The organism is Pontixanthobacter sp. CEM42 (genome assembly GCF_017812015.1).
Lineage (GTDB): Bacteria > Pseudomonadota > Alphaproteobacteria > Sphingomonadales > Sphingomonadaceae > Pontixanthobacter.
This window is the reverse complement of record NZ_JADQTN010000001.1, coordinates 1750379-1774672: the sequence shown is the minus strand read 5'-3', so window position 1 is coordinate 1774672 and position 24294 is coordinate 1750379. Positions and strand designations below refer to the sequence as shown.

Sequence of the window (24294 nt, the reverse complement as noted above, 5' to 3'; positions counted from 1 at the left end):
GTGAAACGGCTCCTCTTCCATCTGGCGCCTTTATGTGCCGCCTATGCGGTTCTGTTTACTACCTCGCTCGCCGCACAGGTATTGCCCGTCCCAAGCGCCGAAAACCCCCGCATCCAGTCCATTGCCTGGAGCGCTGGACAGGAGGTAATTCTTACCGCTCTGCCAAAAACAGGGCTTACCGTTTTGCTCGAACCTGGTGAAGAGATCCGGCGCGTCTCCGTTGAGAATGAGAGCCACGTCGATGTGCGCGTCTCGGCAGAACAAGATAGTCTTCTAATCATTCCCCAAGTTGATGATGTTGCCGCACGCATGTTGGTTCAGACCAATCGGCGTAACTATCTTTTCAGCGTGCAAACGGCGTTTAGTTTGAGTGCCGCCTATCTGGTGAAGTTCACATTCGCAGAGACTGGAGCAAATGCTGCATATGTCGAACCAGAGCCGACCGGCAAGTTATGGACATACCGCCTGAAAGGAGACCGCGTCGTGCGCCCTGCTCAAATCAGCGATGACGGTATCAGAACCCGAATATTATTCGGTGCTGAGCAGGCTTTGCCGGCTGTCTTCGCGATCGGGCCTAGCGGCGACGAGGAAGTCGTGAACGGTTACATGCGCGATGGCGTGTTTGTCATCGACAGAGTCTATTCGGAGTTGGTTTTCCGGATCGACAAGGAGAAGGCCACCGCGCGCCGTAATCGGGAGCCAGACAATGCCGAGTCCTGAAGCCTCCGGCTCCGCCAATGATGCGCTGCCAGTTGTTGCAAACAAAGCTACCAGCAATCTGGGCGCGTGGGCGTTTGGCATATTGCTAGTGGTGGGCGGAATTTGGTTGTTCACAGCGATGAGTGCGAACCGTGCCGAGATGAATGCTCCGCCCGGCACCATCAAGTCGCAAGCGACGGGAGGGAGAATATCGGCTCCACCAGCACTCGCTATCCCCCAATCACTGCTTGCCGCTTCCGAATTGGAAGACCGTCCAGTGCGCTTACGTAGATTGGAACCCATAGCAGCACTACCGGCGGTCTCTGCCGCAGCTCCACCACCGGTCAATTATCCACGAGTACAATCGCCCGTATTTGCTCCACCGACTGCGCCTCCTCCGGTTTATCAGCCTGAAAGGCCGTCGGTGGTTTTCGACAGTGCGTTCCAAACAAATGACGGCCAATCTGCGCAGGCGGAAGGAGCAGCCAGAAACCGGGTTAAGGCTGAGCGTTTCGTCAGGCCCTCGCAAACTATCCCGCAGGGGACAGTGATCCCGGCAGTGCTCGAAACAGCCTTGGATTCCACCCGCCCCGGCGCAGCGCGCGCTTTGGTGCAACGCGATATATATAGCTTCGACGGCACCCGTATTCTGATCCAGCGTGGAAGCCGATTATATGGCGAGTATGATTCTGGCTTGGCTGCAGGGCAAAACCGTGCACTCATTCAATGGACACGGTTGATCCGGCCTGACGGTGTAACGATTGCGCTCGACTCACCCTCATCTGATCCGCTTGGTAGGGCTGGTGTGAAGGGGAAAGTGGATAGCAAGTTCCTGCAGAGGTTCGGTGGTGCGATCCTTCAATCGGTACTGGATATTGGCGTAGGGCTTGCCACACAAGAGGTTGGTAGCGGCGTCGTAGTTGCCCTTCCCGGCAGCACCCAGAACGTGCAGATTCAGAACGGCAATCAGGTGCAGCGCACGCTTAAGGTCAAACACGGCACGAGCGTGTCTGTCTTCGTTGCGCGTGATCTCGATTTCTCTACGGTTGATTTTTGACCGTGGAAACCGGGTACTATCTCGACAGTTTTCTTGCACCGCTAGCGCCGGTTTTAGCGCGCGCCGACGTCACCGATATCTTTATCAATCGGCCGGGTGAGGTTTGGATTGAATCGATTGGTGGCGGGATCGCTGTTGAGAGAATTGAAACGCTTGACGAGCAGATGCTCGGTCGCCTGTCGCGGCAGATCGCGGCGGCAAACTCTCAAGGCATCAATCGTAATCAGCCGCTCCTGTCTGCCTCATTGCCTGACGGATCGCGTGTGCAAGTCATTGCGCCGCCCGCCACTCGCGCTGGCCATGTGATCGCAATACGGCGGCACGTGGCGTCGAGCATGTCGCTGAAGGATTGGGAAGATGGCGAGGCTTTCCAGCAATTGGAAGCTGGCAAGGCGGCGATCGACCGGGAGCAGAAGTATCGCACACTGGGCGGGGCAGAAGCAGTTGAGTATCTCCGCAATGCGGTAGTGAACCGGCGCAATATCCTGATCTCGGGCGGCACTTCGACCGGCAAAACCACATTCCTCAATGGCCTGATCGCAGAGATCCCCGAAAATGAGCGTTTGATCCTGATCGAGGACACCGAAGAGCTCAAACTAACCCATCGCAACGCTGTCGGAATGATCGCGGCGCGCGGGCAAATGGGGGAAGCCGATGTCAGTGCAGAGGACCTGCTAATCGCGGCGCTACGAATGCGGCCCGACCGGATTATTCTTGGTGAGCTGCGCGGCAGTGAGGCCTTCACCTTCCTGCGCGCGGTCAATACCGGCCACCCTGGATCGATAACGACCATTCACGCCGATACGCCGCAGCGCGCTATCGAGCAGCTTGCGTTGCTGGTCCTTCAGACCGGCTCACGCCTTTCACGCGACGATGTCCGGCATTATGTGCGTGAGAGTATCGATGTCTTCGTTCAGTTGGAGCGTCGGGATGGTAAGCGGCGAGTGTCCCAGATATTGACGGCGGAGTAACCTATGCTTTCGGTACTCTCCGCAACACTGTTCAAAACATCTAGGACGAATGCGCTCCAGGACGCAGTTGACTGGTTGACCAGTACGCTCCTCGGAAGTGTCGCCATCGGGCTTTGCGTTCTGGCTGTGGCGTTTGTCGGGTTCATGCTGCTGTCCGGTCGGCTGGCGGTGCGCGAAGGATTGCGCGTGGTGCTGGGATGCTTTTTGCTGTTGGGAGCGCCGACTATCGCGGCTGCCCTGATGGGGTTGAGGTCTAGCGAGCCGATACAGCCACCAGTCATGCAGGCGGCTAATGAAGAGCTTGGTCCGCGTGACGAATTGCGACCGTCTGATTACAATCCGTATGGAGGCGCATCGCTGCGTGATGATCGATAGCGCTACGGCCGGATCTAGGCAGTTTGACGTGGGCTACTGATTGCTCATGTATTTTGTCGACGTTTTATTTATTGGTCGGCATACCTCGTTAATCGTGAGGATCGCAAGGTCCACTTAATACGAAATTACTTTCGTGATTTTAAATAAAAAATTGCAAATACAAATATTAGAAAGCTCGAATAAGTGGAAATTTTGAACATCCACCATTGAGTGTCACTAACATACACTACTGCCCCACGAACTTGTAGATAATTGCCATAACCCAAGCGGGAAATCATATAAGATTCATTATATAGAAATACAGATTGAAGAAAAAGCGTAAGAAAAACGCACAGAATGGCATATACAATACCTGCAACACATAATTTTCTTCGAAACTGGCCCTTCATGATCTTAGCATCCAAACAAATCAGAAACATCAAATAGCGGAATGACGACCGTTTGGGTTACTGCACTCGAGGCGCTGAACTGTCCGCCCAAACCTGCTGTGAATCCGCCAGTAATAACATCTGATCCAGGCGCATAGCCTATGTCAACTGCTCCACCCGAAGCAAATGCCAAAGTCGTACTGGATACGATTGCCGGGCCTGCAAGCTCTTCTATACTTGAAGCGTTTGAAAATCCCATACGACCACCAAATAAGCCACCAAATCCGGCACCCACCGCCGGACCAGCCTCCCCGATTAAACCAACGTTCCCAGCGCTGTCAAAGACCACACCTCCATTAAAAACTCCACCGATCGGACCGAGTTGCGTTGAACCAGCCACGCCGAGCTCCAAAGTTCCCGCAGCTTGACCATCGGGAGCGAAGGCGGCTTTGCATATTGTTAATACTAGGTCAGGATCAATTACTGGTTCTTCAGGAACAATTTTGAATTTCCCGACGGCCACACCGCCTTGGCCTATGGAGTAAGTTCCAGGACCGAGGCCGCCAATTCGTATACGATGGCCATACACAGTGATCTCGTTATCGCCAGTATTGGCAGTTACAACTATTGCATTCGAGTCGACCCATTTACCTCTCCTGGCCTCGCATTCCCTTTTAGAATCTTGTGCTCCTTTGGGCTTCGGGAAGACGCACACCATCTTTAGTCCTGTCGGATCAATGAAGTTCACTGGATCATTACTGACATAGGCGTACATGTTCATCCCATCAGCGTACCCGATTGGGTCTCTCTGCATAAAGCGACCGAGCGTCGGCGAGAGCATGCGGGCTTTGTAGTAGTAGAGACCGACCTCAGGTATCCATGTCTGTCCGGTATAGCGGAACCGGCCTACATTCTCGGTCCCGCTGACGGGGCCGAACACGCCGTAATCATCATAGGTGTTGATTGCAGTGATGGTGCCGTCATTCTTGGTTTCCATTACGATGGAGCCAAGCCGGTTCGCGTAGAGATAGTGTGCGTCAGAGCGTGCGGCGCTGGTGCCGGGATAACGGATCAGCGGATCATCGCCCGCACCGGGACCATGGATATAGCGTTGGAGCATGGTGCCCGAAGCGTTGTACTCGCCGATAAGAGAACCTCTATCATAATGAAACCGCGTGTCGCTCGTTACCCCATCGGTGACGCGGTAGAGCCGTCCAAACGGATCGTAGGTTAGCGTCGCACTGCTTGCCCCGCTCATACTGACCAGACAGTTCTCCGTGTCATAGACATAGGTGGTCGACAGCGTCCCGCCGAGGCCGTCGGATTGGCGCGAGACGGTCAGATTGCCGTTGATGTCATAGCTCTGATTGAACCCTTCAATATCGGTATATTGGTTGAGACCGTTGGCGGTGTATTCAACATCCGATATCGGCAGCGCGTGCGTTGCAAAATGGTTGTTGTCGATGTCTTCTTCATGCACTTGGCCTGCCGGATTGAAGGTTCAGTCGCGCGTGACATCGTTGATGGTGCCAGAGGCGTCGGTGTGGATTGGAGTAACATGCGGTCAAAAACACTCCGAAATCAATCGTTATCCCTCGTTTTAGAGTCCTTTATTTTGTAGTGAAATAAGGCCCATAAAGATCCCGCACCCATCACAGATAAACCATAAATAAAGCTATTTGCCTCTATTTTATCTAATGCAAAAAATATTGCTATAAATAGAATAAGAAACGCTATGCTGTTTATAGCAATAATGAAGTTGTATCTTATCCTATCATTCATTTGTTGGTCCACATATTAGATTTTTCAAGTCATTTGTAGCCTCAGCGATCTCATCTCTATAAACATAACCCGCTAAAGCACCTAAGCCTGCTCCAAGGACGCCGCCCGCGCGACCAAGCCTTGCACCGGTAGCCGCCGCACGAGTGCCAGTTCCAAGAGAGCTACCAATCACCGGGCCTCTTCTTCCCAAACTTCGTCCAAAACGCTCGAGCTTTCCAGTCATGGCGTTACCAAGCTTATCTCCGGCAAGAGCACCCACTGCTCCAGAGGCGAATGCTCCCACACCACCAGCGATTGATGCGTTTACATCGCCTCCAGAATCAATGAATGATTCACACATTTGCTTTGCAGTTTTCTTCAAGATATCTTCTGCCTGCTTTGCCCCTCCCGAAAACGTTACGTCAAACTGCTGTAAAAGTGCAGTAGTTAAGTCACTGAAAATTCCATCAGAAATTTCTACATAACCTCTTTCGCAAACAAAAATACGGCCTCGCTTCCTAATGATCAGCTTGCCGCCAGCAGAATCGACTGTGACCCTTGCCTCACGGCAATTAACTGCAACCGGTATCCGTTTGTTGCCAACTGGATCCACAAAGTTCACCGGATCATTGCCGACATAGGCATACATATTCATCCCATCGCTATACCCAATGGGATCAGTCTGCATAAACCGCCCTAGCGTGGGCGAGTACATGCGGGCTTTGTAGTAGTAGAGGCCTGCCTCGGGTATCCACGTCTGCCCAGTATAACGGAACCGTCCTACATTCTCGGTCCCGCTGACGGGGCCGAACACGCCGTAATCATCATAGGTGTTGATCGCGGTGGTGGTGCCGTCATTCTTGGCCTCCATCACGATGGAGCCAAGGCGGTCGGCATAGAGGTAATGCGCATCGTTGCGCGCGGTGCTGCTGCCGGGATAGCGGATCAGCGGGTCATCGCCTGCACCGGGTCCGTGGATGTAGCGCTGGAGCATGGTGCCAGAGGCGTTGTACTCGCCCACCAGAGCATCGCCATCATAGTGGAACCGTGTATCTGTGGTGACCCCGTCTGTGACGCGGTAGAGCCTGCCGAACGGATCATAGGTCAGCGTCGCGCTGCTGGCACCGCTCATGCTGACCAGACGGTTCTCCGTGTCATAGACATAGGTGGTCGAGAGCGTCCCGCCGAGGCCATCGGATTGGCGGGAGACGGTCAGATTGCCGTTAATGTCATAGCTCTGATTGAACCCTTCAATATCGGTATATTGGTTGAGACCGTTGGCGGTGTAATCAACATCCGATATCGGCAGTGCGTGCGTTGCGAACTGGTTGTTGTCGATGTCTTCTTCATGCACTTGGCCGGCTGGATTGAAGGTCCAGTCGCGGGTGACATCGTTGATGGTGCCAGTGGCGTCGGTGAATATCTCGTCCAGGCGTTTGGCCGCGTCAAAATCGAACGTGTCATCGGGCGCAGTCAAATCACGCGCTCTGCTTGCGAGTTGGCCGGCTTGCTGGAACTGATGGGTGATCTGATTGACGCCGTTCTGATCCTTCAGATTGGTGAGGCGGCCTGTATGATCCCAGACATTCTCCCAATAGGCAGCGTCAGGATGGGTAATCCGGGTGCGGCGGCCTGCATCGTCATATTGATAGGACAAAGTGCGGCTTTGACTATCCAGATCGGTGGTGGCGCTGACCAACTGCCCAAGCGCATCATAGGTAAAGCTGAGACCCTCTCCAGTTGGGCTGGAGAAGTTGGCATAGGTCAGCGCGCCTGTCAGGTCGTAGCCATAATAGACATCGCGCGTATGCGTAGTGCTGAGGCCGGTGCGATTGGGTACATTCTTGCGCGTCAGGCGCCCTAGATTGTCGTAGGTGAATGCTATGTGCTCATTGCGACGGCTTTTGTGCCAAGCGATGTTTCCGGCTGCGTCATAAGCGACCAGTTCGCGATCGCCCGCCAATGATGTGCCCGGATTGGCGGGATCAGGATAGCGGATCAGATAATTCCGGTCGAACCCGTCTTGATAATAGGTCGTGCGGTTGTCTTTTGCGTCCTCCATCCAACGGACAGCGCCGTTGTTGGTGTAAGAATACTCACCGGTTTGCTGCGCGAGCGCCGTGCCCACACCTGACCAAACTTCAGTCACGCGGTCTGCTGCATCGTAATAAGTGCGGGTGATCCGATCATCGCCATGCGTGCCCGCTGTCATGGCGGTACAGGCGTCATTCGGAAGCGTTGTTGTCGTCAGCGGTGCGTTCATGCGCAGTGCGGTGCATTCGAGCCGCCCGGCGTAGTCATAGCTATATTGCGCGATAGAATATTGTGTGGTGCCGCTGGTCGCGACCTGCGCCGTAGTCTCAACCCGGCCAAATTCGTCATAGGTGGTGACCGCCTTGGTATCGACTGTGAACCCGGCCCAATCCGCTTCTGTCTGACCGGCTACATATCCGCTTTCGCGAACGGTAACCTGACCATCATCATTGTAAGTGAGGCGCGTCGCCAGATTGTTGAGTGATCCCGTACCATCCGGATCGGGAGAGACCGAACCGATAAGCTGGCCAGCATCGTCATAATGATTACGCGCCACATCAACGGTGCCCGCAAGCGGGCCATCAACGGTCAGCACATTGCCAAGATGATCATATTCAGTGGTGCTTGTCCGGGCGAGCGTTCCGTCGCCCGCTTTGGCGGTAACCTGATAGGGCTGCAGGTTCTCGGCCTCTGTATTGTCATAGGTGATCTCGATCACCTGCTCATCCGCCGTGCCCGCACAGCTTGCGCCGACCCGGCAGCGCGACACACTGGCTGGCTTGGTGATGGGGTCGGCAGCCAAAACCAGATTGCCAGAGCTGCTTTTGATCTTCGCGGTTTGGCTCGCGTAAGTGAACGTGCTCTTGGGACGAGGTTCGCCTGAGCCAGCTGCGGGGAGCTCCACCGTGAGCACCCCGCCATGTACCGGGTCGTAGGTGTAGTCGGTAGTGTGACCGCGCGCGTCGGTTGTGGAGAGCGGGCTGTCGCAGGTAACTGCGTTGGCGCATGATGCACCGCTGGTGAGGACCGGATAGGTTGCAGTGGTGACAATGTCGGCCAAAGGGCCATTTTTCGGCTTTTGCCGGACTTCTGTTACCCGTCCGCGAAGGTCGCGCGTGATGACCGTCTTGTTGCCCTCGGGCGCAGTAACTTCAGATACACGCCCTTCGGTGTCATGGGCATATTCGACCTTGTTCCCGAGCGCGTCTTCGTCGCTCAGGATAACTGCCTCGTCGATATCGGTTACAATCGTTCGCGTCCGGCCAAGCGAGTCGGTCGATTCCGCCTCTAGCTCTGTACCTTGCAAATCCCAGCTATAGGTCCGCGTATATTGCCCTTGATGGGTGATGCTAGCAACGCGATCTCCCTGCCAGGTGATTTCCATACCCGGGGTAGTTTCGCCAGGGCGTTTGACCTTGATGAGCTTGCTGGTTCCGCCCGTATGGAACTGCGCTTCGCGCCCAAGGATGTCGGTAACCTTGTTGTTCTGCCGCAGATCGCCGTTTTCGACATATCCGACAGTTTCGTAATCAAGATACGGCCATGTCTCTGTGAGCGTGCAATTATCCGCCACCGGATCGCAATATTCCTCGGCATTGTTAATCGCGGTAACGCGCTCAATCTTGTACCAATCATTGACCGTGCTGGAACTCAGCGTTTCCGTCTCATAATCAAATTTGAGCTGATAGCTCGCATTGTTGTTCACCGATTGAAGGCGAACGGTGTAGATCGTGCTACCGCTCAGCGCGTAGCTGTCACCGCGATAGGTGAGGGTTGTTTTTTGACCGTTCGGCACCGTGATCTGAGTGCCGATGGCTTCAACGGCTTCGTAATAGCTCTCGCCATTGGCAACCAAGGTCTTGCTGAACCGAAACTCAGTGCCGCGCGGGCCGGTGTAAACGAACTCGTTTGTGGTCTCCGTTAGCGTGCCAAGCTCTGCACCTTCAGGATCAAAATTGCTGCCATTCTGCCGAAACAGCCGCGTGCTGCCGCCAAGCTGAACATAATAGAGATCACCAGCAGAATCCGGTTCCATAGCAATCGACAGCATATAATTGTGCCGCCAGCCATTAGGTACGCGCACGCTCGTATGGGCCAGACCGTCGCTTCCGCCGATGGCTACTGTCGATGATGGAACAACAATATCACCAGTTGAAAGATCAACGCCGTTCTCATCGAGCGGTTGACGAACAGGCGGCGCATCCAATGTGATACTTTGCGCCGCCAATGGCGCGGCTACAAAGATCGCCGGGAGAATAGCGGCTGTTGAGAGAAAGAGTGACTTGGTGCGCATTGGTAGCCTCAAACGTCAGAAAACTTATGGGATACGGTCATGGAGCGGCAGCGCTCATTCTTCAGATCGAGGCTTGGATTTCGGCTTATTGCGGCCTTCCCACATACCAGCGGCCATTTCTGCGCCTGTACACAGGACAGCAGGGCGCTCGCCATAGGCTTTCTCAAGCTGGTTCTGGACTGCTTCATTTCCAGTGGCTGCAAGCTCGCAAATCTCGTCGCGCCAAGCGTTCTTCTTATCGGCTTGAACTAGATCTGCTGTGACGCAATCGACACGCGTAAAGCCTTTGGCTTCTAAGCCTCTGGCCGTGCGTTCGGTCGTCAAAATCCGAAATGGCTGACCGTGCTTTTCGCGGCTGACTTGTTTCACATCGCTGAGCGGTCTCGACATACATATTGGCGCATCTTCTGCAGTTGGAGCTGCCTGCTCCGCGCTATCCTGCGCCGCAACCGCGCCAGAAAACGCAGCAATCGCCAGAGCAGTAAAGCAACCTGCTGTCGTGAGGAGAGTAGTTCGGGTCATTTTGGTTTCCTAAACTGATTGTAACGCACGGCTGCGAAGCCGCACCGGCCGTCAGCAGCTTGAAGTCGATGCCGTCAAAATGGACGTGTCGGTTGCGCCGAGAGAATCTTGAATAGTGATGGTGAAGTCTGTGACATCACTTGCAGGACCAAAGGTTACTTTGACCCAGCTCGATGTGTGCATGGCTGCTGAAGCCGTGCCGCCTGACGGCGGGCCTATCGATACGATAGTCAGCGGCGTATTGCCCTCTGGATCACTGTCATTGATCGTGACGCCAATATAGCCGTTTACCCCGCATGCCCCTGAGATACTGTCATCGACCGCGTTGGGCGGATTGTTGCCCGGAGGAGGTGGCGGCGGCGGCGGAGGTGGCGGAGGAGGTGGCGGCGGAGGCGGAGGCGGCGAGGTGCCAGAACAATTCAGCTTTGTTCCGTCGCCGCTCGACTTAAAATCAACTCGGTTTCCAAGCTCGTCAAAACAAAATGACTGCGTGTCGCCTGTATTTGCACCCGTTGTGGTCTCTGTAACAATTAGCCGCCCGAGAGAGTCATACTCGTGCTCTTTGTCATTGTTCTGTGCCCAGACGCTTGTGGTACCTAGAACGAGCACAATGGCCGTTGATGCGAGCAATCGCGGGTGGTGCATAATCAACTCCGTCCTCAAAGCGTATACCATGCAAAGGATCAATTATTGGGTTGCTATGTCAAATACGATCCGGCGTAGCTAATTGTATAAATGCGACATTTACGGTTGAGGCACCCCCTCGCTTGGCTCGGTTCATTGTTGATAACTCTTGCCTGACGCTCAATTTTGGACGCTATTAATTGCGCGACTCGCAGAACGCATCGGTGCTGATCTTGTTGTCGACTCGGCAAAGCGGACGTTCCAAACGGTCGTTTGAGATGTCTGCAATTGGGTCGTTAGTGGAACTTCGGCTTTCGCAACCTCAGCGATTGAGTCCGGACATTCCGCTTATGACCCAAAGATCAAACTCAGTGCACAACCTCAATTATAGACGACGTCGTGGGTGTTCGAAAATTGTCAACACTCGCTAGATTATATGCCAGCCCAGTAGGTTCCATTGCGTGAGCCACAAGCAAAAGAGCGAAACAAGAAGAAGGGGTAACAAAGACAATCGCATGGCCCGATTTCGGACCGCCGCGATCACGCCCGCGAAAGCCAGTGCGAACGCCATAATAGGTAAGGCGAGCGAGAGTGCCAGCAATAAAGGCATACCGATAAAAAACGTCTGTGGATCGGTTCCAATCAAGATCCATCCGAAGCTTGTCAAAAAAGTCAGACAGCACGCGGCTCCTGCAATACCGGCAATGCCAAATGATCTGCGCATTCTATGGAAGCATCCGGCCAAGACCACGACCGCGAAGCCAATGATGAATCCTGCGAGAAGCCCTATCGTTATCCGGGTCGTCTCAAGGCGCGGAACCCTCTCATAAGTGCTTGCTCCGATGAACATGTGCGTTGCTTTTCCCTCATCGAAACGGAAAGCACGAATGGCGCCGGTTGAGTGGTCGACAAACAAATTATTACCCACGGGAGTCAGGGTGTTGCTACCTTGAAGGAGAGTGTCTCCGTTGGCCGTTACCACTGCAGTATCAAAGCTGGCGACCAGCTTTTCCCATGTGTGTCGTGCGGCAATAGCTGTCCGGAATTCGCCAGTATAGGCGTCTAGAGAGAAGCGCGGCTCCGTTCGTTCATATCTGGTCTCAGTGTATCTGCCAGGGGAAGTCAGGTTTCTCTGGAGAAACTCATCAGTAAAGTCCGGGATGAGCGATTTTGACTGGTTGAACCCGCCACCAGGTTTGAGAATGTTGCGATTGTGGACAACAAAGAAGCCGATATTGGCCTCAGGAACAACCACGAGACGGGCATTGAAGCCGCTAGCTTGACCATCCTTTTGGAGCACTTTCCAACCATTGTGGATGCGTTCCACAAATCCATAAGTTCGCCCGGTTAGTGATGGGTGGTTTCTCGCTTGGATTTGCAATTGCATACGCATCACTGCGTTCAGGCCTTGTTGAAGAAACTCGGCACGCCATGACGCGAGAAGTGCCTCGAGATATCTACCCATATCTTCCGAAGTCGAGTACAACCCAGCTGCCGGAGCAGTTGCGATCGCATCGAAGCTATAGGGGTAGAATTGCCCATTGTGGTGGCGATAGCTTCTGGCACGGCGTTCCAGAATGGAAGACGGAAGGTTGACTTGTTCGAAAGTTGAAGATGTCATGCTGAGAGGTTCAAAAACCCTAGTCTTGGCCAATTGTTCAAATTTCTGACCCGAGGCATGTTCAATGATGAGTCCTGCCAAGGCTGTGTTGAAATCGGAATACGCGATGACTGCGCCTGGCTTGATGAACTGCGGTGGCAGGTGCTTTTCAAGCCATGGTCGCAGTTCCTGCGCATTTTCCAAAGCAGAATGCTGACCGAACAGCGCTTCATTGAAGCCACCCGTATGGGTCAGGAGCTGATGCAGCGTTAAGGGTCCTTGGGGAGGGGTCTTGAAGCCTAGCCCCACCATATGTGGACGAAGGTCGTCGTGCAGACCTATACCTAGCTCAGCTGCCAGAATCAGGATGGCACTCGCAGATACCGGTTTTGAGTTTGATCCAACCCGGAAGACAGTGGAAGCGGTTGCCGGGATCTGGTTTTCGAGGTCTGCGAACCCAAAGCCTTCAGCGTAAGCAATCTGCCCATCCATGACGACCGCGACTGCTCCGCCGGGCACGTGGAATTTGGAGGATTGGTTAGCTATGTATTGCTGGATCCAGTCTGAATCTTGGGCGATGCAGGGCGAACCAAAGCACAGCGCGGCCGCAAAAATGGCGAGTTTCTTCAACAGCATATGCTATCCGGTACCACATGGTCGCCGCAACTCATGGCACGGCTGGAGTCAATTGGTCTCCTGCTGCAATTGATACTAATCCTTGGGAGTGGAAGGCAGCTGGAAGTAATCACTGGGCATTCTTCCCGCGCAAAAATATCGATGCGATTTTCGCGGCTTGGCTCGTGATTTGGTTCGATCCTCCGCTGCGAACGGTGTTCGCCGACATCGCTATGACGAGATCGTGATCCGGGAAAAGCAGCAAGATCGCTGTCGCTCCGGCCGTGGCTCCGCCATGATTGATCACGCGGATGGAACTGCCTTCAGTCTCAAACTCTCCGATCCGCCAACCGAGTGCATAATGCTGCTCATTGAATGCTCCGTCAGAGGTTTGCCGTCTAGCGAACATTTCCTCCCTGGCTTGCCGTGTAAGGATTTCATCGGAGAGGAGTCCCGCCCCAAAAATAGCAAGGTCCGTGGGCGTTGACGCTAAGCCTCCTCCGGCCCACTTATAGCTCTCGTTGGTTTGTGGTGCGGGCATGGCCCGCTTGCGGAAAAACAATCCTACATATCCTTCTGCTAGTTTGCTGCCCAGGATTTGAGGTCTGTTGGGCCCAGAGCTCTCCATTCCCAAATGGTCGAATAATCTGGTGTCCAAAAGCTTGAGGAATTCTTCGCCGGTTGCTTCTTCGAGCGCCGCACTGGCCAACGTATACCCAAATGTCGAATAGGAGAAATCTGTGTCCGGCGCGAAAAGCAAAGGATCGTCGTCAAAGATTTCAAGCGCCTGTTTTGTGTCGGAAAATTCGATATCAAATGCCGCTTCGGAGAATGTGGGCGGGGCAAATGCAAACCCATAGTGCCGAATGCCTGCTTGATGAGATAGCAGTTGCCTTAGCGTAATCGGTTGCCTCTTCTCAGGAAACTCGGTCACATATGTTCTAATATCCGTATCAAGGTCCACCATTCCCTCTTCCGCCAATTTGAGAGCAAGGGCTGCGGTAATCGGCTTGGACACGCTGCCAATAGGATACACCGTTTCAACCGTGGCGCGTCGACGGTTCTCGATGTCGGCGTAGCCAATTGCTTCTGACCAAATAACCTCGCCGTCCTTGGCCACCGCAACTGAGACAGATGGAGCAACCAGCGCTGTGCGCGCCAGACTCAAACTGTCTCGTGCGGCCCCTATCAATTCGGCATGGTCGGCTGAGCCGATACCTTGATCTGCCGGCGCCGTGTTATCAAGGTCCGGGACTGGGATGTGATAGAGGTAAAGCGCAGCTGAGCACAGCAATGCAACTGCAACCAGGCCAAGAGCGGCGTGAATCAGTCTTCTAATGTACTTCATCTGATCTCTATTCACAAAGGTGATGGCGGCAAGCTTGTGCAGCGAGCCCGCAGGCCGCGGACGAATCGCTGTTTTCAGCGGGGGTATTGCTCGAGCCATCCGTCGAGCGCGCTCAACAACCCGTTCAATTGGCGCTTGCGTGCCGCGCGGAGGGATTCCCCCGGTCTCACGCCTTGGGATTTCCAAAACCAACTCGGCATTTCTTGACTAAGGATGGGGTCTGTTCCAGCTCCGTAGACTTGGACATTCCAATTCGCACTCAGTTGACGTAGCTGCCCAGTTTTACGGCGAACCAGATCAACGATCTCCTGCTCGCGATCTGAATTGCTAATCAACTCCGCGTTGCGAAACACTAATCCATATGAGAAATATGGGGCATCAACGGGCAATGCATTTAGCTCATCTATCAAGAGCGCGACCGCTTTTTCAGGCTGGCCATTTTCGATATGCAAGCCGATGAAATTGCCAATGATCTGAGACCTTCCTCGGATATTCTTTACCGATGGTCTGAATTGTACTGCATGCTCTTTCATCAAAGCTTCGGCGCGGGTATGTTCGCCGAACCCTCTGAAGGTGATCTGCATGACGCGTTCCCATGCATGCTCGGCAATTAAATCACTTCCTGAACGGAGAGGATCGAAGAACTGGAACGCCTTGCGACCACTGAATGTCAAAAATGCGCCTTCGCCAAGCGCAAGCCGGTCAAGCCTGTCCATGTTGATATTCGCAGGATCAGAAGTGATCTGGCCATAGTATTTCGAAACGATTGCCAGTTGCTGTTCACGCGAATCCGAGCCGGACAACTCTGCCCAGAACGCGTTGGCCACTTGAGTGGGCGTAAAGACATCCAGTTCTATGCAAGCCACTGTGTCACTAGACTGCGCGGCTAGTGGTGAGGCGCTAGTGACCAACAGCATACCGGTCAAAGTAGCTAAGTGTCTCATGATATTATTCCTTCATTTTGGATCGCTCTAGGGTCTTTCTTCTCACGCCAACCCTGACTACTTTTCGAGTGTGCGAAGCCAATGAACAATCCGGGCGGCCGTTGTTTCGGTCTCCGGAATGCCCGTCTCATCGCGATAGGCCTCCTCAATGGAATTGAAGCGCCAACTACTATGTCCAAGGCCCGGCTGCACGACCAGGTTTGCGGTGTCGGGACGTAGGCGATTGACCGTGTCAACAATCAGTCGATGCCCGTGCAAGGTTTCGAACTGATCGTATTCGTTGAAGATGACCAGCACATGAGCATCGAGTGTCGCCCATGCGGCCAGAAAATTGCGCTGCGCAGCCTGTTGATGCCAGGAAAACGGACGCCCATAGTGGTTGTCTGAGCTCATTCCGCGCACATCGCTCCGAACCGCAGCCATAGCTGGACTGTCTGTCGAAATGTTGTCGGGGTGTCGTTGGTTGATCAAGTACTCGGTATGAAAGCGCACCCGTGCCAGCATCTCGCTATGGATCGAAGCTGCCGCAACTTCCTGCGAACGCCGTTCTAGGTAAAACCGGTCAAAGTTAAGCATTCGCTCAAAATGCGTCAGCGCCCCGCCGCCCTGCACTGCAACAGCAGCGATATCACGGCCGGCGTTTTGCAAGGCCACCGCGACAAGGGGGGCAGTCGTCGCGCCTAAGCTGTCACCCCAAACATAGACCTTGCTGGGATCGAGGGCCTTGTGGTCTAGAATTTGGGTAAAGGCCGAGATATAATGCTGAATTTCGGTATCATAGTCGAGATTATCACAGCCGGAACCCTGACTGTCTCCCGTGCCCGATCGCTCTACCCGGACAAGAGCAAGGCCAGAATTCTTGGCCACTGCTCCTAGAGAACCGCCGCTACCTTCGCCCAACTCAACTGTATCGCAAGACACCCATTGGGTGAACAAGATCGGATGAAGGGCACGATCAGAGCCCGCCGGAACAGAGATGAGCACCCGAAGCCTGACACCTGGCTCGACCTCGACGGACTCGTAGTAAGTTCGCACGCCATCTACTGATTCCAGCGGTCGCTCGTTAGCGCGCGGTAATTGGTCAGATCGATCCAAAATCGACTGTGCCTGGCCTGCCGTGCTCAAGTTAAGAAGCATGGCTGTTGCCGCCGCCAATCCCCGCAACAGGCTCTTCGAGCGGTTCATATCCCGCACTTTACTGTCAAAGCTCACGGTAATTCTGCGCGTCAGATTGGAAATCCCGACCACCAACGTCCCGTATTCGGCGCATCTCGAACGGCGCTTTGCGAGAGACCCAGATATGATCAATGGTGCCGCTCCAGGCCTTCTTCTCGAGCACCCAGCAATCGCAGCTAAGGCCAGACTCTAATGTCAGTCTTTCACTGCGCAACACCGTGTACTGATCAAGTTCAGCCGAAACGAACTCGCCCTTCCGGGGGTATACTTCCGGCAGCGTGAAAACGGTGCCGACCGGCATCGGCATCAACGAGGCCAATGTCGGTGAAAACATTTCGCTGACCGATCCATTGTGATCGAGTTTTCCGGTCATTTGTTGGGGTGGGCTTGAGCCGACTGGTACTCGGGTCCAATTGTAACCCTCGCTATCATTCTGGGCGACGACGAACTCTGTTCCCCACGCCAGGTATGGGCCCGCACTGAAATCGAAATTGTGCGTGTCGGCATCGATCTGCCGCTGCGCGACAATCACATTGTCCTCAGTCGGGATAATGTCGACAACCGAGATTTTCTCCCCGCTCCCGGTCTTGCGTACTTGTACGGTGAACAAGCCTGTCTTGGACGTTCGGCTATTATAGTCGACCGAGTAATCCTCGAACACTGGCGTTACAAAGCGATCATCGCCAGGTGCCATTGCAATGATCTTGCCGGGATCGACCGGATCGCTTTCATCTCCGCTTGCACCCATGGAGCAAGCAGAAAGCAGCAAGAGAAATGGACTGCTCCCAAGCCAACGCCGCACTCGCGGGTTAGCCTTTCCATCCGACGCGCCGCGCTTCGACACCCACGTTCCCTCATTCATATGTCATCATCCTTCTTTGCCGCAGCCCTCCCAGAAATTGCGGGATTTCTTGCTCCAAAGACAGATTGATTGGCAGGCTGCTGCAAGAGCAACCGGTTTGGGACGACCGGCACCTTAATGTGTGCGGGCAACCGATATTTGCGCTCCCGATGGTGGCCGAACCGACGAAACCGCCGTGGCTAGTCGACCGAAAGCAGGGCCTGCCGGAATTCTGCATGATATCGGCGGCTGAGAGGGGCGGCGTCTCCGCTGCTCAGTTCAACGATGTAACCGCTGGCATCGCTTTGGCTCTTGATCGCAACGACATGCTTGCCATTGATGAGAGCGCTGCGATGCGACCTGATGAAATTGCCGTCCGCCACCTCGTTTGAGACCAGCGTAAGCGTTTTCCTGACCAGCATGGTCCCGCGATTGGTGTGCAGTTCGGCGTAATTTCCAGCCGCCTTTATCCAGAAGATGTCATCAAACTGGATCGACCAAATTTTACCATTTTGCCTGACTTCGTAGCGGCTTTGCTGCGGCACAGGTTCATCGGGCGCGTTAAGCCGGTAGAGAATTACGGCCGCAACCACGCCATAAGCCATGAGCCAGATTGCCGCATTTCCTAAGCATACTTCACCATAAGAGTAGATCAGTTCGCGAATGCCCCATCCCGGGGGTGAGTAGATTGTGCGAAGGATCAATGTGAGAAACAATAAGTGCGCCGCGCATAGGATCACTCCCAGAATGAGCAGCTGCGCAACCGCTTTCTTGATATCCCTGCCGTACGACCGAATAGACATGGCCACGCTCTGCCAGATGAGCCGCGGCACGAAGACCCAAAGGCCGTAGAAGCCAAACATCACAGACAGCTGCACCAACAGGCTGACATTGGGCGCCTGCGTTTCAGGATAGGACGTCCGCATGGCTGCATCAAAGGCGTAGAAGACAAAGGGGATAAGCCCGGCCAGAACCCAATAGCCGGGCAACCACTGCGTTTCAGAAAGCTTGGCGTCTTGGCCTTCAGGCGCAAATTCGCTTTCAGATGCGTCTGCTTCCTTTTCTCCATTGATCTGCCGCATGCTTGTCATCGGATCCTACGAAATTGCCACGTGCTCCATCAAGCTTTTTGCCCCACTGAGCAAGGTCGCCGACACACAATTACAGACCGTTCGTCACTTCGGCACCTCGTGAATCGCTGCGATACGTGATCGACTATGCGAGGTAATCTTGGCCTTCAAAGTCGAAACCAGAGTGGGTTTGTGGATGCCCAATGCACATGCCAGACTAACGCCAAACTGATCACCAAAATTTGACCGCTTGTCCCTTGGTTCTTGCCAGCAACGCCGTGCCCACCCTTACTCCTGCGCATATCTGCAAACACGTAAAGGAGCCAAATATAGTGATACGGCACATTATTCAGAGCAATGGTCCACGATCCGATCGAGGCACGAAGCGTTCAAGTGGCCTGCTGTATCCAGCGCTGGCAGGATTACTCGTCATTTCCAGCCCTCTTCTCGCTCAGTCGGCAGACACACCCTCTGACGCAGCGACTATCCAACCGGGAGACAGCCGGTTCGATACGCCCGAATTCGAGGACTATCAGGCGGTCTATACCAGCTCTTCATCGAAGACTGGCGGCTTCACGTTGCAAGCTAGAAAGTCGGGCGATGGCAAGAAACTGGCGATGATCGATATTATCCCAATGACCAATTACGTCATTGTCGCACAACGGCAAATCGATCTCGCGTCCCACCGGGCCGAATTTGGTTCGGGTCCGTTTTTCGCATGGGGGCAAGAGTTCGTTGTCAGCAGCTCGGATGGCACAAACTACAGCTGGACTCGCAGCCCAATCGGCGGCGGAGCTTCGAAGCAAATGCAAGGCCCGATCGCTAACGGTGGGTACGTCTCAGAGATGTTTTCGCCCACACTGGCATCCTTGATGCCCATGCCGGTTGGCGCAAAATTTCAGATGCCTGAAGCATATCCGCGGAAGGGAGAGACTGTCTCTTCTGAGTTCGATCAGTACGAAGTTCTAAGCAAAGAAACTCTATCGCTTCCTTCGGGGCTTGGCTGCGAGTGCTGGAAGATCGAGAAGAAGACTTGGAACGGCATGATTGAACACATTTGGGTCGCACGCGAAGCGCCATTTGTGTTCCGCAGAATTCGCGATGTCGGCGGGCAGCGTGAATTTCAGTCTGACCTTCTCGCCTTTAACCAGCTCTCGCTATGAGCTGGGTAAACCGGCCTCTTCAGGCGCGGCCAAGGGTATTCAGCTCGAGGCCCGTTCTAGGTTTGGCGTTAACCATGCTGCTGAGCATTTCATCTACGGCAGTCGCGCAAGCGCCAGAAATTGTCCAACCTCGCACTGAGGAATTCATTGCAGCTCCTGAGCAAGCAATGGAGAATTTCAATATGCTGGCCGGCAAGTGGCAAGTCGAAAGCCGCAGCGTCAGAGACCGGCTCGCACCCAACAAGGTTTGGCTGAGAAACCGCATGGAAACCGAATACCGCATTCTGCTGGAAGGGCTGGTGGCGGTCAATGACACCTATGGAACCTTCAACGGGAGGCCAATGCACGGGATCATGATCCGAACTTATGATCCCGACAAGGATGAATGGTATTTTCAGTGGATGAGCAAAGGCTATCCCCATCTCACCGATCAAGTGCGGGGCAGCTTCGAAAACGGGATCGGTGTTTTCTACGGGACGGAAACGCACGCCGGGAAGTCCTTCAAGATGCGCTTTCGCTGGAAATTGATTTCTGCAAATCATGCGTTCTGGGAGCAGGCTTACCAGAATCCGGAAACAGGTGTCTGGGAGCCCAATTGGACCCTAGACCTGACCCGGCCGGAGTCCGAGTCTCCTAGACATAGCAATGATGGCTAGGCGCAGTTCCCAAAAATTTGGCTATGAGATTCGCAAGCTGGAGAGGCACGACCATTTAATCTGGTTGCGCCTCTGGTCTGCATATTTGAGGTTCTACGATGAGACCCTCCCAGATGCGACGAGTCAGAGAACATGGGAGCGGCTTGTTGATGAGATGAGACCTGGCATCACCGGCTTGGTTGCTGAACAGGCAGACGGGTGCATTGTCGGCTTTACCCACTTCCTTGCCCAGCGCCACACATGGCACGTGAAGAAGGTAGTCTATCTGCAGGACCTCTATGTCGAAAGATCCTCCCGAGGCCGAGGCGTTGGCGGAGCTTTGATCAATGCCGTGTTTCGGGAGGCGGCCGATATCGGTGCTCCTCATGTTTACTGGCTAACCAAATCTGACAATCATTCCGCTAGGAAGCTCTACGACAGAATGGGAGAGATAACTGATTTTGTTCGATATCAGACGGTTCAGGGTTGACGAAAAGCATTATTGGTCACCGACCGCGCGATTGATCTTGCGGGCACTGTGGGAGCAAATGCACCTGATTGAGGTTTGAGGCGATTGGGTTAGGGCAGGGCGATGCCCAGACCTCGCAAACCAGCCCGTCCGTTTCGCTATTTCAGCTCATCGCTTGAGGTAATCCTCTTGGTCCGTTCAAGCACTTTAACTCATCACCTGAAGTCATTCGCTTGGTTGCAAGACAGCGCGCTTCGAGAATGAAAGGCTTCCGTCATTGGCGCTGGCACCTCGATAAGATGTTTGTGAAAATCAACGGTAAGACGGACTATCTGTGGCGGGCGGTCGACCATGAAGGTGAAGTTCCTGGGTAGAGCGCTGAAGCAGCGCGGTCAGGCCGAGAAGATCATCACTGACGGTCTGAGATCTTACCCGTCGGCGATGCGCGAGCCGGGTAATGAAAACCGTCGTGAGATGGGCGCTGGAAGAACAATCGGGCGGAGAACAGTCACCTTCCGCTTCGACGAAAAGAGCGGGTGCTGCAGAGGTTCCGCAGGATGAAGTTGTTACAGGAATTCGCCTCGGTTCACGCTAATATCCACAACCACTTCAACTCCGAGCGCCACCTGATTGATCGTCAAACCTACAAGACCCGCCGCTCAGTTGCCCGAGCTGAGTGGCAGTTCCTTGCTGCCTAAGCCCAGCGCGACCTTGCCGCTGCTTCGCCACTAAGAGACAAGTTGTAGTTAGTCTGACAGCACCGCCAGCTAGTCTCTTGATTTCCGGAAGTTCGAATAGATGCCCCGTAAAACCGCGCAGTTCTGCGGGGTTCTGGCAATTGTCGGTAGCTGAGAGAATGAGTTCGCAGAGAAACTCACGCTGATTTTGCCGGTTTTCTCTTACGCTCATCGGTGAGGTACGGAGATTGGGTTTGTTCCGTGTTACCGGCCGATAAACACGGAAAATCGGGCAGAAAACACGGAAAGTCACTATGCAAGGTCTTGTCAGACTAACGTGGCAGACCAGGACGATCGCTGCTAAGTTGCTGCAATAAAAAGCAAATCCCGAGCTAAACTGTCAAGTCCGTTCAAGCGCTTCAACTCATCGCCCGAAGTTATCCGCCTAGTTGTGAGGATGTACGTCCGATTTCCGCTTTCGCTGCGGACCGTTGAGGATCTACTCGCTCAGCACGGATACGATATTTCCTATGAGACGGTGCGTTTCTGGTGGAACCGGTTTGGGCCAATGTTCGCAAACGACATCCGGCGGCAGCGCGCTTCGAGAATGAACGGCTTTCGTCATTGGCGCTGGCATCTTGATGAGATGTTCGTGAAGGTGGGCGGCGAAACGCGCTATCTGTGGCGTGCGGTCGACCATGAAGGCGAGGTCCTCGAGAGCTATGTCACTAAAAAGGCGGGACAAGAAGGCAGCGCTAAAGTTCCTGCGCAAGGCGTTGAAGCAGCACGGACAAGCAGGGAAAATTGTCACCGATGGTCTTAATTCCTATCCAGCGACAATGCGCGAACTTGGCAATGAAAGCCGCCGCGAGATGGGAAGATGGAAGAACAATTGGGCCGAAAACTCACATCTTCCGTTTCGACGAAAAGAACGTGTCATGCAGAGGTTCCGGCAGATGAAATCACTTCAAAAGTCGCTTCTGTTCACGCCAACATCCACAACCACTTCAACTCAGAACGCCACCTCATCGACAGACAGACTTACAAGACCCGCCGCTCAGCCGCATTGGCTGAGTGGCAGTTTCTTGCTGCATGCACCCAGCGCGACCTTGCCGCAGCTTCGCCAATCGGAGACAAGTTGCAGTTAGTCTGACAGCACCGATTGGCCAGTATGATGTGGACACTTCGTCAAACTTTTCTTGCTAGTTTTAGTCGAAGGAAAGTCAGCGGCTCAATTCACAATATAAGCGAACGGCTTGGAATTCCGTACGGTGCTCGTTACGATATCGTCTGAGGACAAGGTCAGATGACTAATATCAATCTAGCGGAACGAGCCGAATGGCTTGCGCGGTATGCATTGCCGCATGAGCCTGTATTGCGCCACCGAATGTCGTTCTGGAGGCTGCCAACAGGTTTGGAAATTGATGATATTGTCCAGGAAATCTATGCCAAGCTCACTCGGATTGAGGACGTCTCAGCAATTCAAAGTCCAGGTAATTACATGCTGACAATGGCGCGCAATATTGTACTTGGTCATATCCGTCGTGGGGAAATTGTCTCTATCAAAGCCTTGGAGGACTTCGAACGGTTTGACATTGCGGATGACGCACCCGGCCCGGAACAACAGGTCTCTGATAGGCAGCAATTAGACCGGCTTGCTCGTGCAGTTTCCGACTTACCCGAACCGAGCCGCTCGGCCTTCTTGTTGCGGGTAATTGATGGATTGTCCCATCAAGAAATCGGTCTTCGCCTAAAGATGTCGGAGAATGCGATCCAGAAGAATATTGCGCGTAGTATCAAGAAATTGGCTGACTTTTTGGGTCGGGGTGGCGGAAATGCTCATCGCCAAGCATCTAATGACCGGACCAGTAACGAAAGAAAGAATACCAGGGGCGATGAAGGCCAGTAAAAATACCGCAGATGACACCGCTGCTGGCTGGGTCGCATTGGAAGATGCTCGCGCATTGTCGCGTGATCAGCAAGCTGAATTAGATCGCTGGCTGGGCGAGGATTCTCGCCATTTCGGGGCTTACATGCGAGCGCGTGCGGTCATGGAGCTTGGCCAGCGAATGAAGGCGTTCGGTACCAGTTTCGATCCCGATGAGTATCGTCAGGGACACGTTGCAGATCAGGCGATAAGTGCAGAAGCTTTCGAAGAAGTAAGTCTTGTCCGCGGCCGCGCGAAGTGGGCGTGGGCCGGAGCGGCGATCGCGGCCTGCTTGGTTGCGGTCATGGCTTTCTCAGTCCCGCTGTCAGCGCCTGGCACAATGCATCAGACCGCAGTTGGCGAACAACGGGAAATGACACTGGCAGATGCCAGCTCGATATCGATGAATACCGGCACACAGCTAGAGGTCGCCTATGATGATGACCGGCGTTTTGTTCGGCTGTCTGAAGGTGAGGCGATATTCAACGTTGAACGTGATCCAAGCAGGCCGTTTTTTGTAGAAGCTGGTAATGCAACAATCAGGGTGCTTGGGACTGTTTTCTCCGTTCGGCACATTCCTGGACAACCAGTGGAAGTGATCGTCCATGAAGGGCGTGTACATGTTGAGCGCGAGCAATTTTTTGGCAATATCGTTGAAGAGCTCGTAGCCAATGAACGCGCGATCGTTGGACTTGATGATGCTAAGATCGCTCAGGATATTTTACCTGAAAGCCGAGTGGAGATGAGTGCCGCTTGGATCGACGGTATGATTGCCTTTGAAGATGTTTCGCTCGCTGATGCAGCAGCCGAATTTGCCCGCTACGGCAATGGTCGCATTCGCGTTGATGACCCAGAAATTGCACGGCAAACGATCACGGGACTATTCGATTCAAAAGACCCTGCTGGTTTTGCGAAAGCAGCCGCGCTGAGCCTCGGTTTCCAGGCGCGGCAAGAGGGTGCAATCAATATCATTGAGCGCCGAACGGAAGTTTCCGGAAACCGCTGATCATCCTGCTTTCACAGCCGTGACGGTGCCTCACACTGACCTCTTGTAACATATTTTTCACAATCCGATGGCGGATCGCTGCGCCCCGGGCATCTAGTCTGTGAGAGTTACTAAAACGC

The 24294-nt window shown here is 54.0% G+C and carries 21 protein-coding genes and 1 pseudogene; 12 read left to right on the top strand and 10 right to left on the bottom strand.

What is annotated here, in order from left to right; translation table 11 throughout:
- Genes J9777_RS08350 through J9777_RS08335 form a run of 4 tightly spaced genes read left to right on the top strand, consistent with a single transcriptional unit; the run spans window position 1 to window position 3102 of the window.
- A complete protein-coding gene (locus J9777_RS08350) occupies window positions 1-720 on the top strand; it encodes a TrbG/VirB9 family P-type conjugative transfer protein (RefSeq protein ID WP_209348253.1) in 720 nt (239 codons plus the stop codon).
- The gene (locus tag J9777_RS08345) at window positions 707-1756 is read left to right on the top strand and encodes a TrbI/VirB10 family protein (protein ID WP_245228547.1); all 1050 of its coding nucleotides are present in this window, start codon (window positions 707-709) and stop codon (window positions 1754-1756) included. Before J9777_RS08350 ends, J9777_RS08345 begins: the two co-directional genes overlap by 14 nt.
- Before the next feature lie 2 nt (window positions 1757-1758).
- A complete protein-coding gene (gene virB11 / locus J9777_RS08340) occupies window positions 1759-2727 on the top strand; it encodes a P-type DNA transfer ATPase VirB11 (protein WP_348631982.1) in 969 nt (322 codons plus the stop codon).
- A gap of 3 nt (window positions 2728-2730) precedes the next feature.
- Window positions 2731-3102 (top strand): TrbC/VirB2 family protein, encoded by a 372-nt coding sequence (locus J9777_RS08335; RefSeq protein ID WP_209348251.1) that lies wholly within the window; start codon window positions 2731-2733, stop codon window positions 3100-3102.
- A 393-nt stretch (window positions 3103-3495) separates the two neighbouring features.
- Here the strand turns inward: J9777_RS08335 and J9777_RS08330 are convergent, their stop codons facing one another.
- The 10 genes from J9777_RS08330 to J9777_RS08285 all read right to left on the bottom strand — a co-directional run bounded on the left by J9777_RS08330 (window position 3496) and on the right by J9777_RS08285 (window position 18310).
- A complete protein-coding gene (locus J9777_RS08330; protein ID WP_209348250.1) occupies window positions 3496-4950 on the bottom strand; it encodes an RHS repeat-associated core domain-containing protein in 1455 nt (484 codons plus the stop codon).
- Between the two features lie 294 nt (window positions 4951-5244).
- Window positions 5245-9558: an RHS repeat-associated core domain-containing protein gene (locus tag J9777_RS08325; RefSeq protein ID WP_209348249.1), complete on the bottom strand. Its 4314-nt coding sequence runs from the start codon at window positions 9556-9558 to the stop codon at window positions 5245-5247.
- A 54-nt stretch (window positions 9559-9612) separates the two neighbouring features.
- Window positions 9613-10080, bottom strand: a complete 468-nt coding sequence (locus tag J9777_RS08320) for a hypothetical protein (RefSeq protein ID WP_209348248.1) — start codon at window positions 10078-10080, stop codon at window positions 9613-9615.
- A gap of 51 nt (window positions 10081-10131) precedes the next feature.
- Window positions 10132-10725, bottom strand: a complete 594-nt coding sequence (locus J9777_RS08315) for an Ig-like domain-containing protein (protein WP_209348247.1) — start codon at window positions 10723-10725, stop codon at window positions 10132-10134.
- A gap of 406 nt (window positions 10726-11131) precedes the next feature.
- Entirely contained in the window at window positions 11132-12940 is a 1809-nt protein-coding gene (locus J9777_RS08310) for a serine hydrolase domain-containing protein (protein ID WP_209348246.1), read from the bottom strand.
- Between the two features lie 109 nt (window positions 12941-13049).
- The gene (locus J9777_RS08305) at window positions 13050-14366 is read right to left on the bottom strand and encodes a serine hydrolase domain-containing protein (RefSeq protein WP_209348245.1); all 1317 of its coding nucleotides are present in this window, start codon (window positions 14364-14366) and stop codon (window positions 13050-13052) included.
- Window positions 14342-15211: a hypothetical protein gene (locus tag J9777_RS08300; protein ID WP_209348244.1), complete on the bottom strand. Its 870-nt coding sequence runs from the start codon at window positions 15209-15211 to the stop codon at window positions 14342-14344. Before J9777_RS08300 ends, J9777_RS08305 begins: the two co-directional genes overlap by 25 nt.
- A 57-nt stretch (window positions 15212-15268) precedes the next feature.
- The gene (locus J9777_RS08295; protein WP_209348243.1) at window positions 15269-16396 is read right to left on the bottom strand and encodes an alpha/beta hydrolase; all 1128 of its coding nucleotides are present in this window, start codon (window positions 16394-16396) and stop codon (window positions 15269-15271) included.
- Between the two features lie 16 nt (window positions 16397-16412).
- Entirely contained in the window at window positions 16413-17249 is an 837-nt protein-coding gene (locus J9777_RS08290) for a hypothetical protein (protein ID WP_209348242.1), read from the bottom strand.
- Between the two features lie 179 nt (window positions 17250-17428).
- A complete protein-coding gene (locus tag J9777_RS08285; RefSeq protein WP_209348241.1) occupies window positions 17429-18310 on the bottom strand; it encodes a LytTR family DNA-binding domain-containing protein in 882 nt (293 codons plus the stop codon).
- A gap of 320 nt (window positions 18311-18630) precedes the next feature.
- Here J9777_RS08285 and J9777_RS08280 point away from each other — a divergent pair, with 320 nt between their 5' ends.
- The 8 genes and pseudogenes from J9777_RS08280 (at window position 18631) to J9777_RS08250 (ending at window position 24175) form a co-directional block, all read left to right on the top strand.
- Window positions 18631-19461, top strand: coding sequence for a hypothetical protein (locus J9777_RS08280; protein WP_209348240.1), 831 nt, complete (start codon window positions 18631-18633; stop codon window positions 19459-19461).
- Window positions 19458-20117: a DUF1579 family protein gene (locus tag J9777_RS08275; RefSeq protein ID WP_348631959.1), complete on the top strand. Its 660-nt coding sequence runs from the start codon at window positions 19458-19460 to the stop codon at window positions 20115-20117. Before J9777_RS08280 ends, J9777_RS08275 begins: the two co-directional genes overlap by 4 nt.
- The gene (locus J9777_RS08270) at window positions 20107-20586 is read left to right on the top strand and encodes a GNAT family N-acetyltransferase (protein WP_348631957.1); all 480 of its coding nucleotides are present in this window, start codon (window positions 20107-20109) and stop codon (window positions 20584-20586) included. Before J9777_RS08275 ends, J9777_RS08270 begins: the two co-directional genes overlap by 11 nt.
- Window positions 20587-20825: 239 nt before the next feature.
- Window positions 20826-20939, top strand: a complete 114-nt coding sequence (locus J9777_RS14810) for a DDE-type integrase/transposase/recombinase (RefSeq protein WP_348631956.1) — start codon at window positions 20826-20828, stop codon at window positions 20937-20939.
- On the top strand, window positions 20917-21126 hold the full coding sequence (locus J9777_RS14670; protein ID WP_245228545.1) for a hypothetical protein: 210 nt from the start codon (window positions 20917-20919) through the stop codon (window positions 21124-21126). The genes J9777_RS14810 and J9777_RS14670 overlap by 23 nt, the downstream gene beginning before the upstream one ends.
- Before the next feature lie 513 nt (window positions 21127-21639).
- A pseudogene (locus J9777_RS08260) lies at window positions 21640-22395 on the top strand (IS6 family transposase).
- 153 nt (window positions 22396-22548) lie between these two features.
- Entirely contained in the window at window positions 22549-23151 is a 603-nt protein-coding gene (locus tag J9777_RS08255; protein ID WP_209348237.1) for a sigma-70 family RNA polymerase sigma factor, read from the top strand.
- Complete coding sequence (locus J9777_RS08250; RefSeq protein WP_209348236.1) at window positions 23138-24175, top strand: FecR domain-containing protein; 1038 nt, start codon at window positions 23138-23140, stop codon at window positions 24173-24175. Before J9777_RS08255 ends, J9777_RS08250 begins: the two co-directional genes overlap by 14 nt.
- Window positions 24176-24294: the final 119 nt, after the last annotated feature.

What these genes read in the sequence shown, in the direction of transcription:
- J9777_RS08345 (WP_245228547.1), top strand. Translation starts at nt 707, where the DNA reads ATGCCGAGTCCTGAAGCCTCCGGCTCCGCCAATGATGCGCTGCCAGTT.
- J9777_RS08335 (WP_209348251.1), top strand. Translation starts at nt 2,731, where the DNA reads ATGCTTTCGGTACTCTCCGCAACACTGTTCAAAACATCTAGGACGAAT.
- J9777_RS08325 (WP_209348249.1), bottom strand. Translation starts at nt 9,558, where the DNA reads ATGCGCACCAAGTCACTCTTTCTCTCAACAGCCGCTATTCTCCCGGCG.
- J9777_RS08320 (WP_209348248.1), bottom strand. Translation starts at nt 10,080, where the DNA reads ATGACCCGAACTACTCTCCTCACGACAGCAGGTTGCTTTACTGCTCTG.
- J9777_RS08315 (WP_209348247.1), bottom strand. Translation starts at nt 10,725, where the DNA reads ATGCACCACCCGCGATTGCTCGCATCAACGGCCATTGTGCTCGTTCTA.
- J9777_RS08310 (WP_209348246.1), bottom strand. Translation starts at nt 12,940, where the DNA reads ATGCTGTTGAAGAAACTCGCCATTTTTGCGGCCGCGCTGTGCTTTGGT.
- J9777_RS08305 (WP_209348245.1), bottom strand. Translation starts at nt 14,366, where the DNA reads ATGGCTCGAGCAATACCCCCGCTGAAAACAGCGATTCGTCCGCGGCCT.
- J9777_RS08300 (WP_209348244.1), bottom strand. Translation starts at nt 15,211, where the DNA reads ATGAGACACTTAGCTACTTTGACCGGTATGCTGTTGGTCACTAGCGCC.
- J9777_RS08295 (WP_209348243.1), bottom strand. Translation starts at nt 16,396, where the DNA reads ATGAACCGCTCGAAGAGCCTGTTGCGGGGATTGGCGGCGGCAACAGCC.
- J9777_RS08290 (WP_209348242.1), bottom strand. Translation starts at nt 17,249, where the DNA reads ATGAATGAGGGAACGTGGGTGTCGAAGCGCGGCGCGTCGGATGGAAAG.
- J9777_RS08285 (WP_209348241.1), bottom strand. Translation starts at nt 18,310, where the DNA reads ATGCGGCAGATCAATGGAGAAAAGGAAGCAGACGCATCTGAAAGCGAA.
- J9777_RS08275 (WP_348631959.1), top strand. Translation starts at nt 19,458, where the DNA reads ATGAGCTGGGTAAACCGGCCTCTTCAGGCGCGGCCAAGGGTATTCAGC.
- J9777_RS08270 (WP_348631957.1), top strand. Translation starts at nt 20,107, where the DNA reads ATGATGGCTAGGCGCAGTTCCCAAAAATTTGGCTATGAGATTCGCAAG.
- J9777_RS14810 (WP_348631956.1), top strand. Translation starts at nt 20,826, where the DNA reads ATGAAAGGCTTCCGTCATTGGCGCTGGCACCTCGATAAGATGTTTGTG.
- J9777_RS14670 (WP_245228545.1), top strand. Translation starts at nt 20,917, where the DNA reads ATGAAGGTGAAGTTCCTGGGTAGAGCGCTGAAGCAGCGCGGTCAGGCC.
- J9777_RS08255 (WP_209348237.1), top strand. Translation starts at nt 22,549, where the DNA reads ATGACTAATATCAATCTAGCGGAACGAGCCGAATGGCTTGCGCGGTAT.
- J9777_RS08250 (WP_209348236.1), top strand. Translation starts at nt 23,138, where the DNA reads ATGAAGGCCAGTAAAAATACCGCAGATGACACCGCTGCTGGCTGGGTC.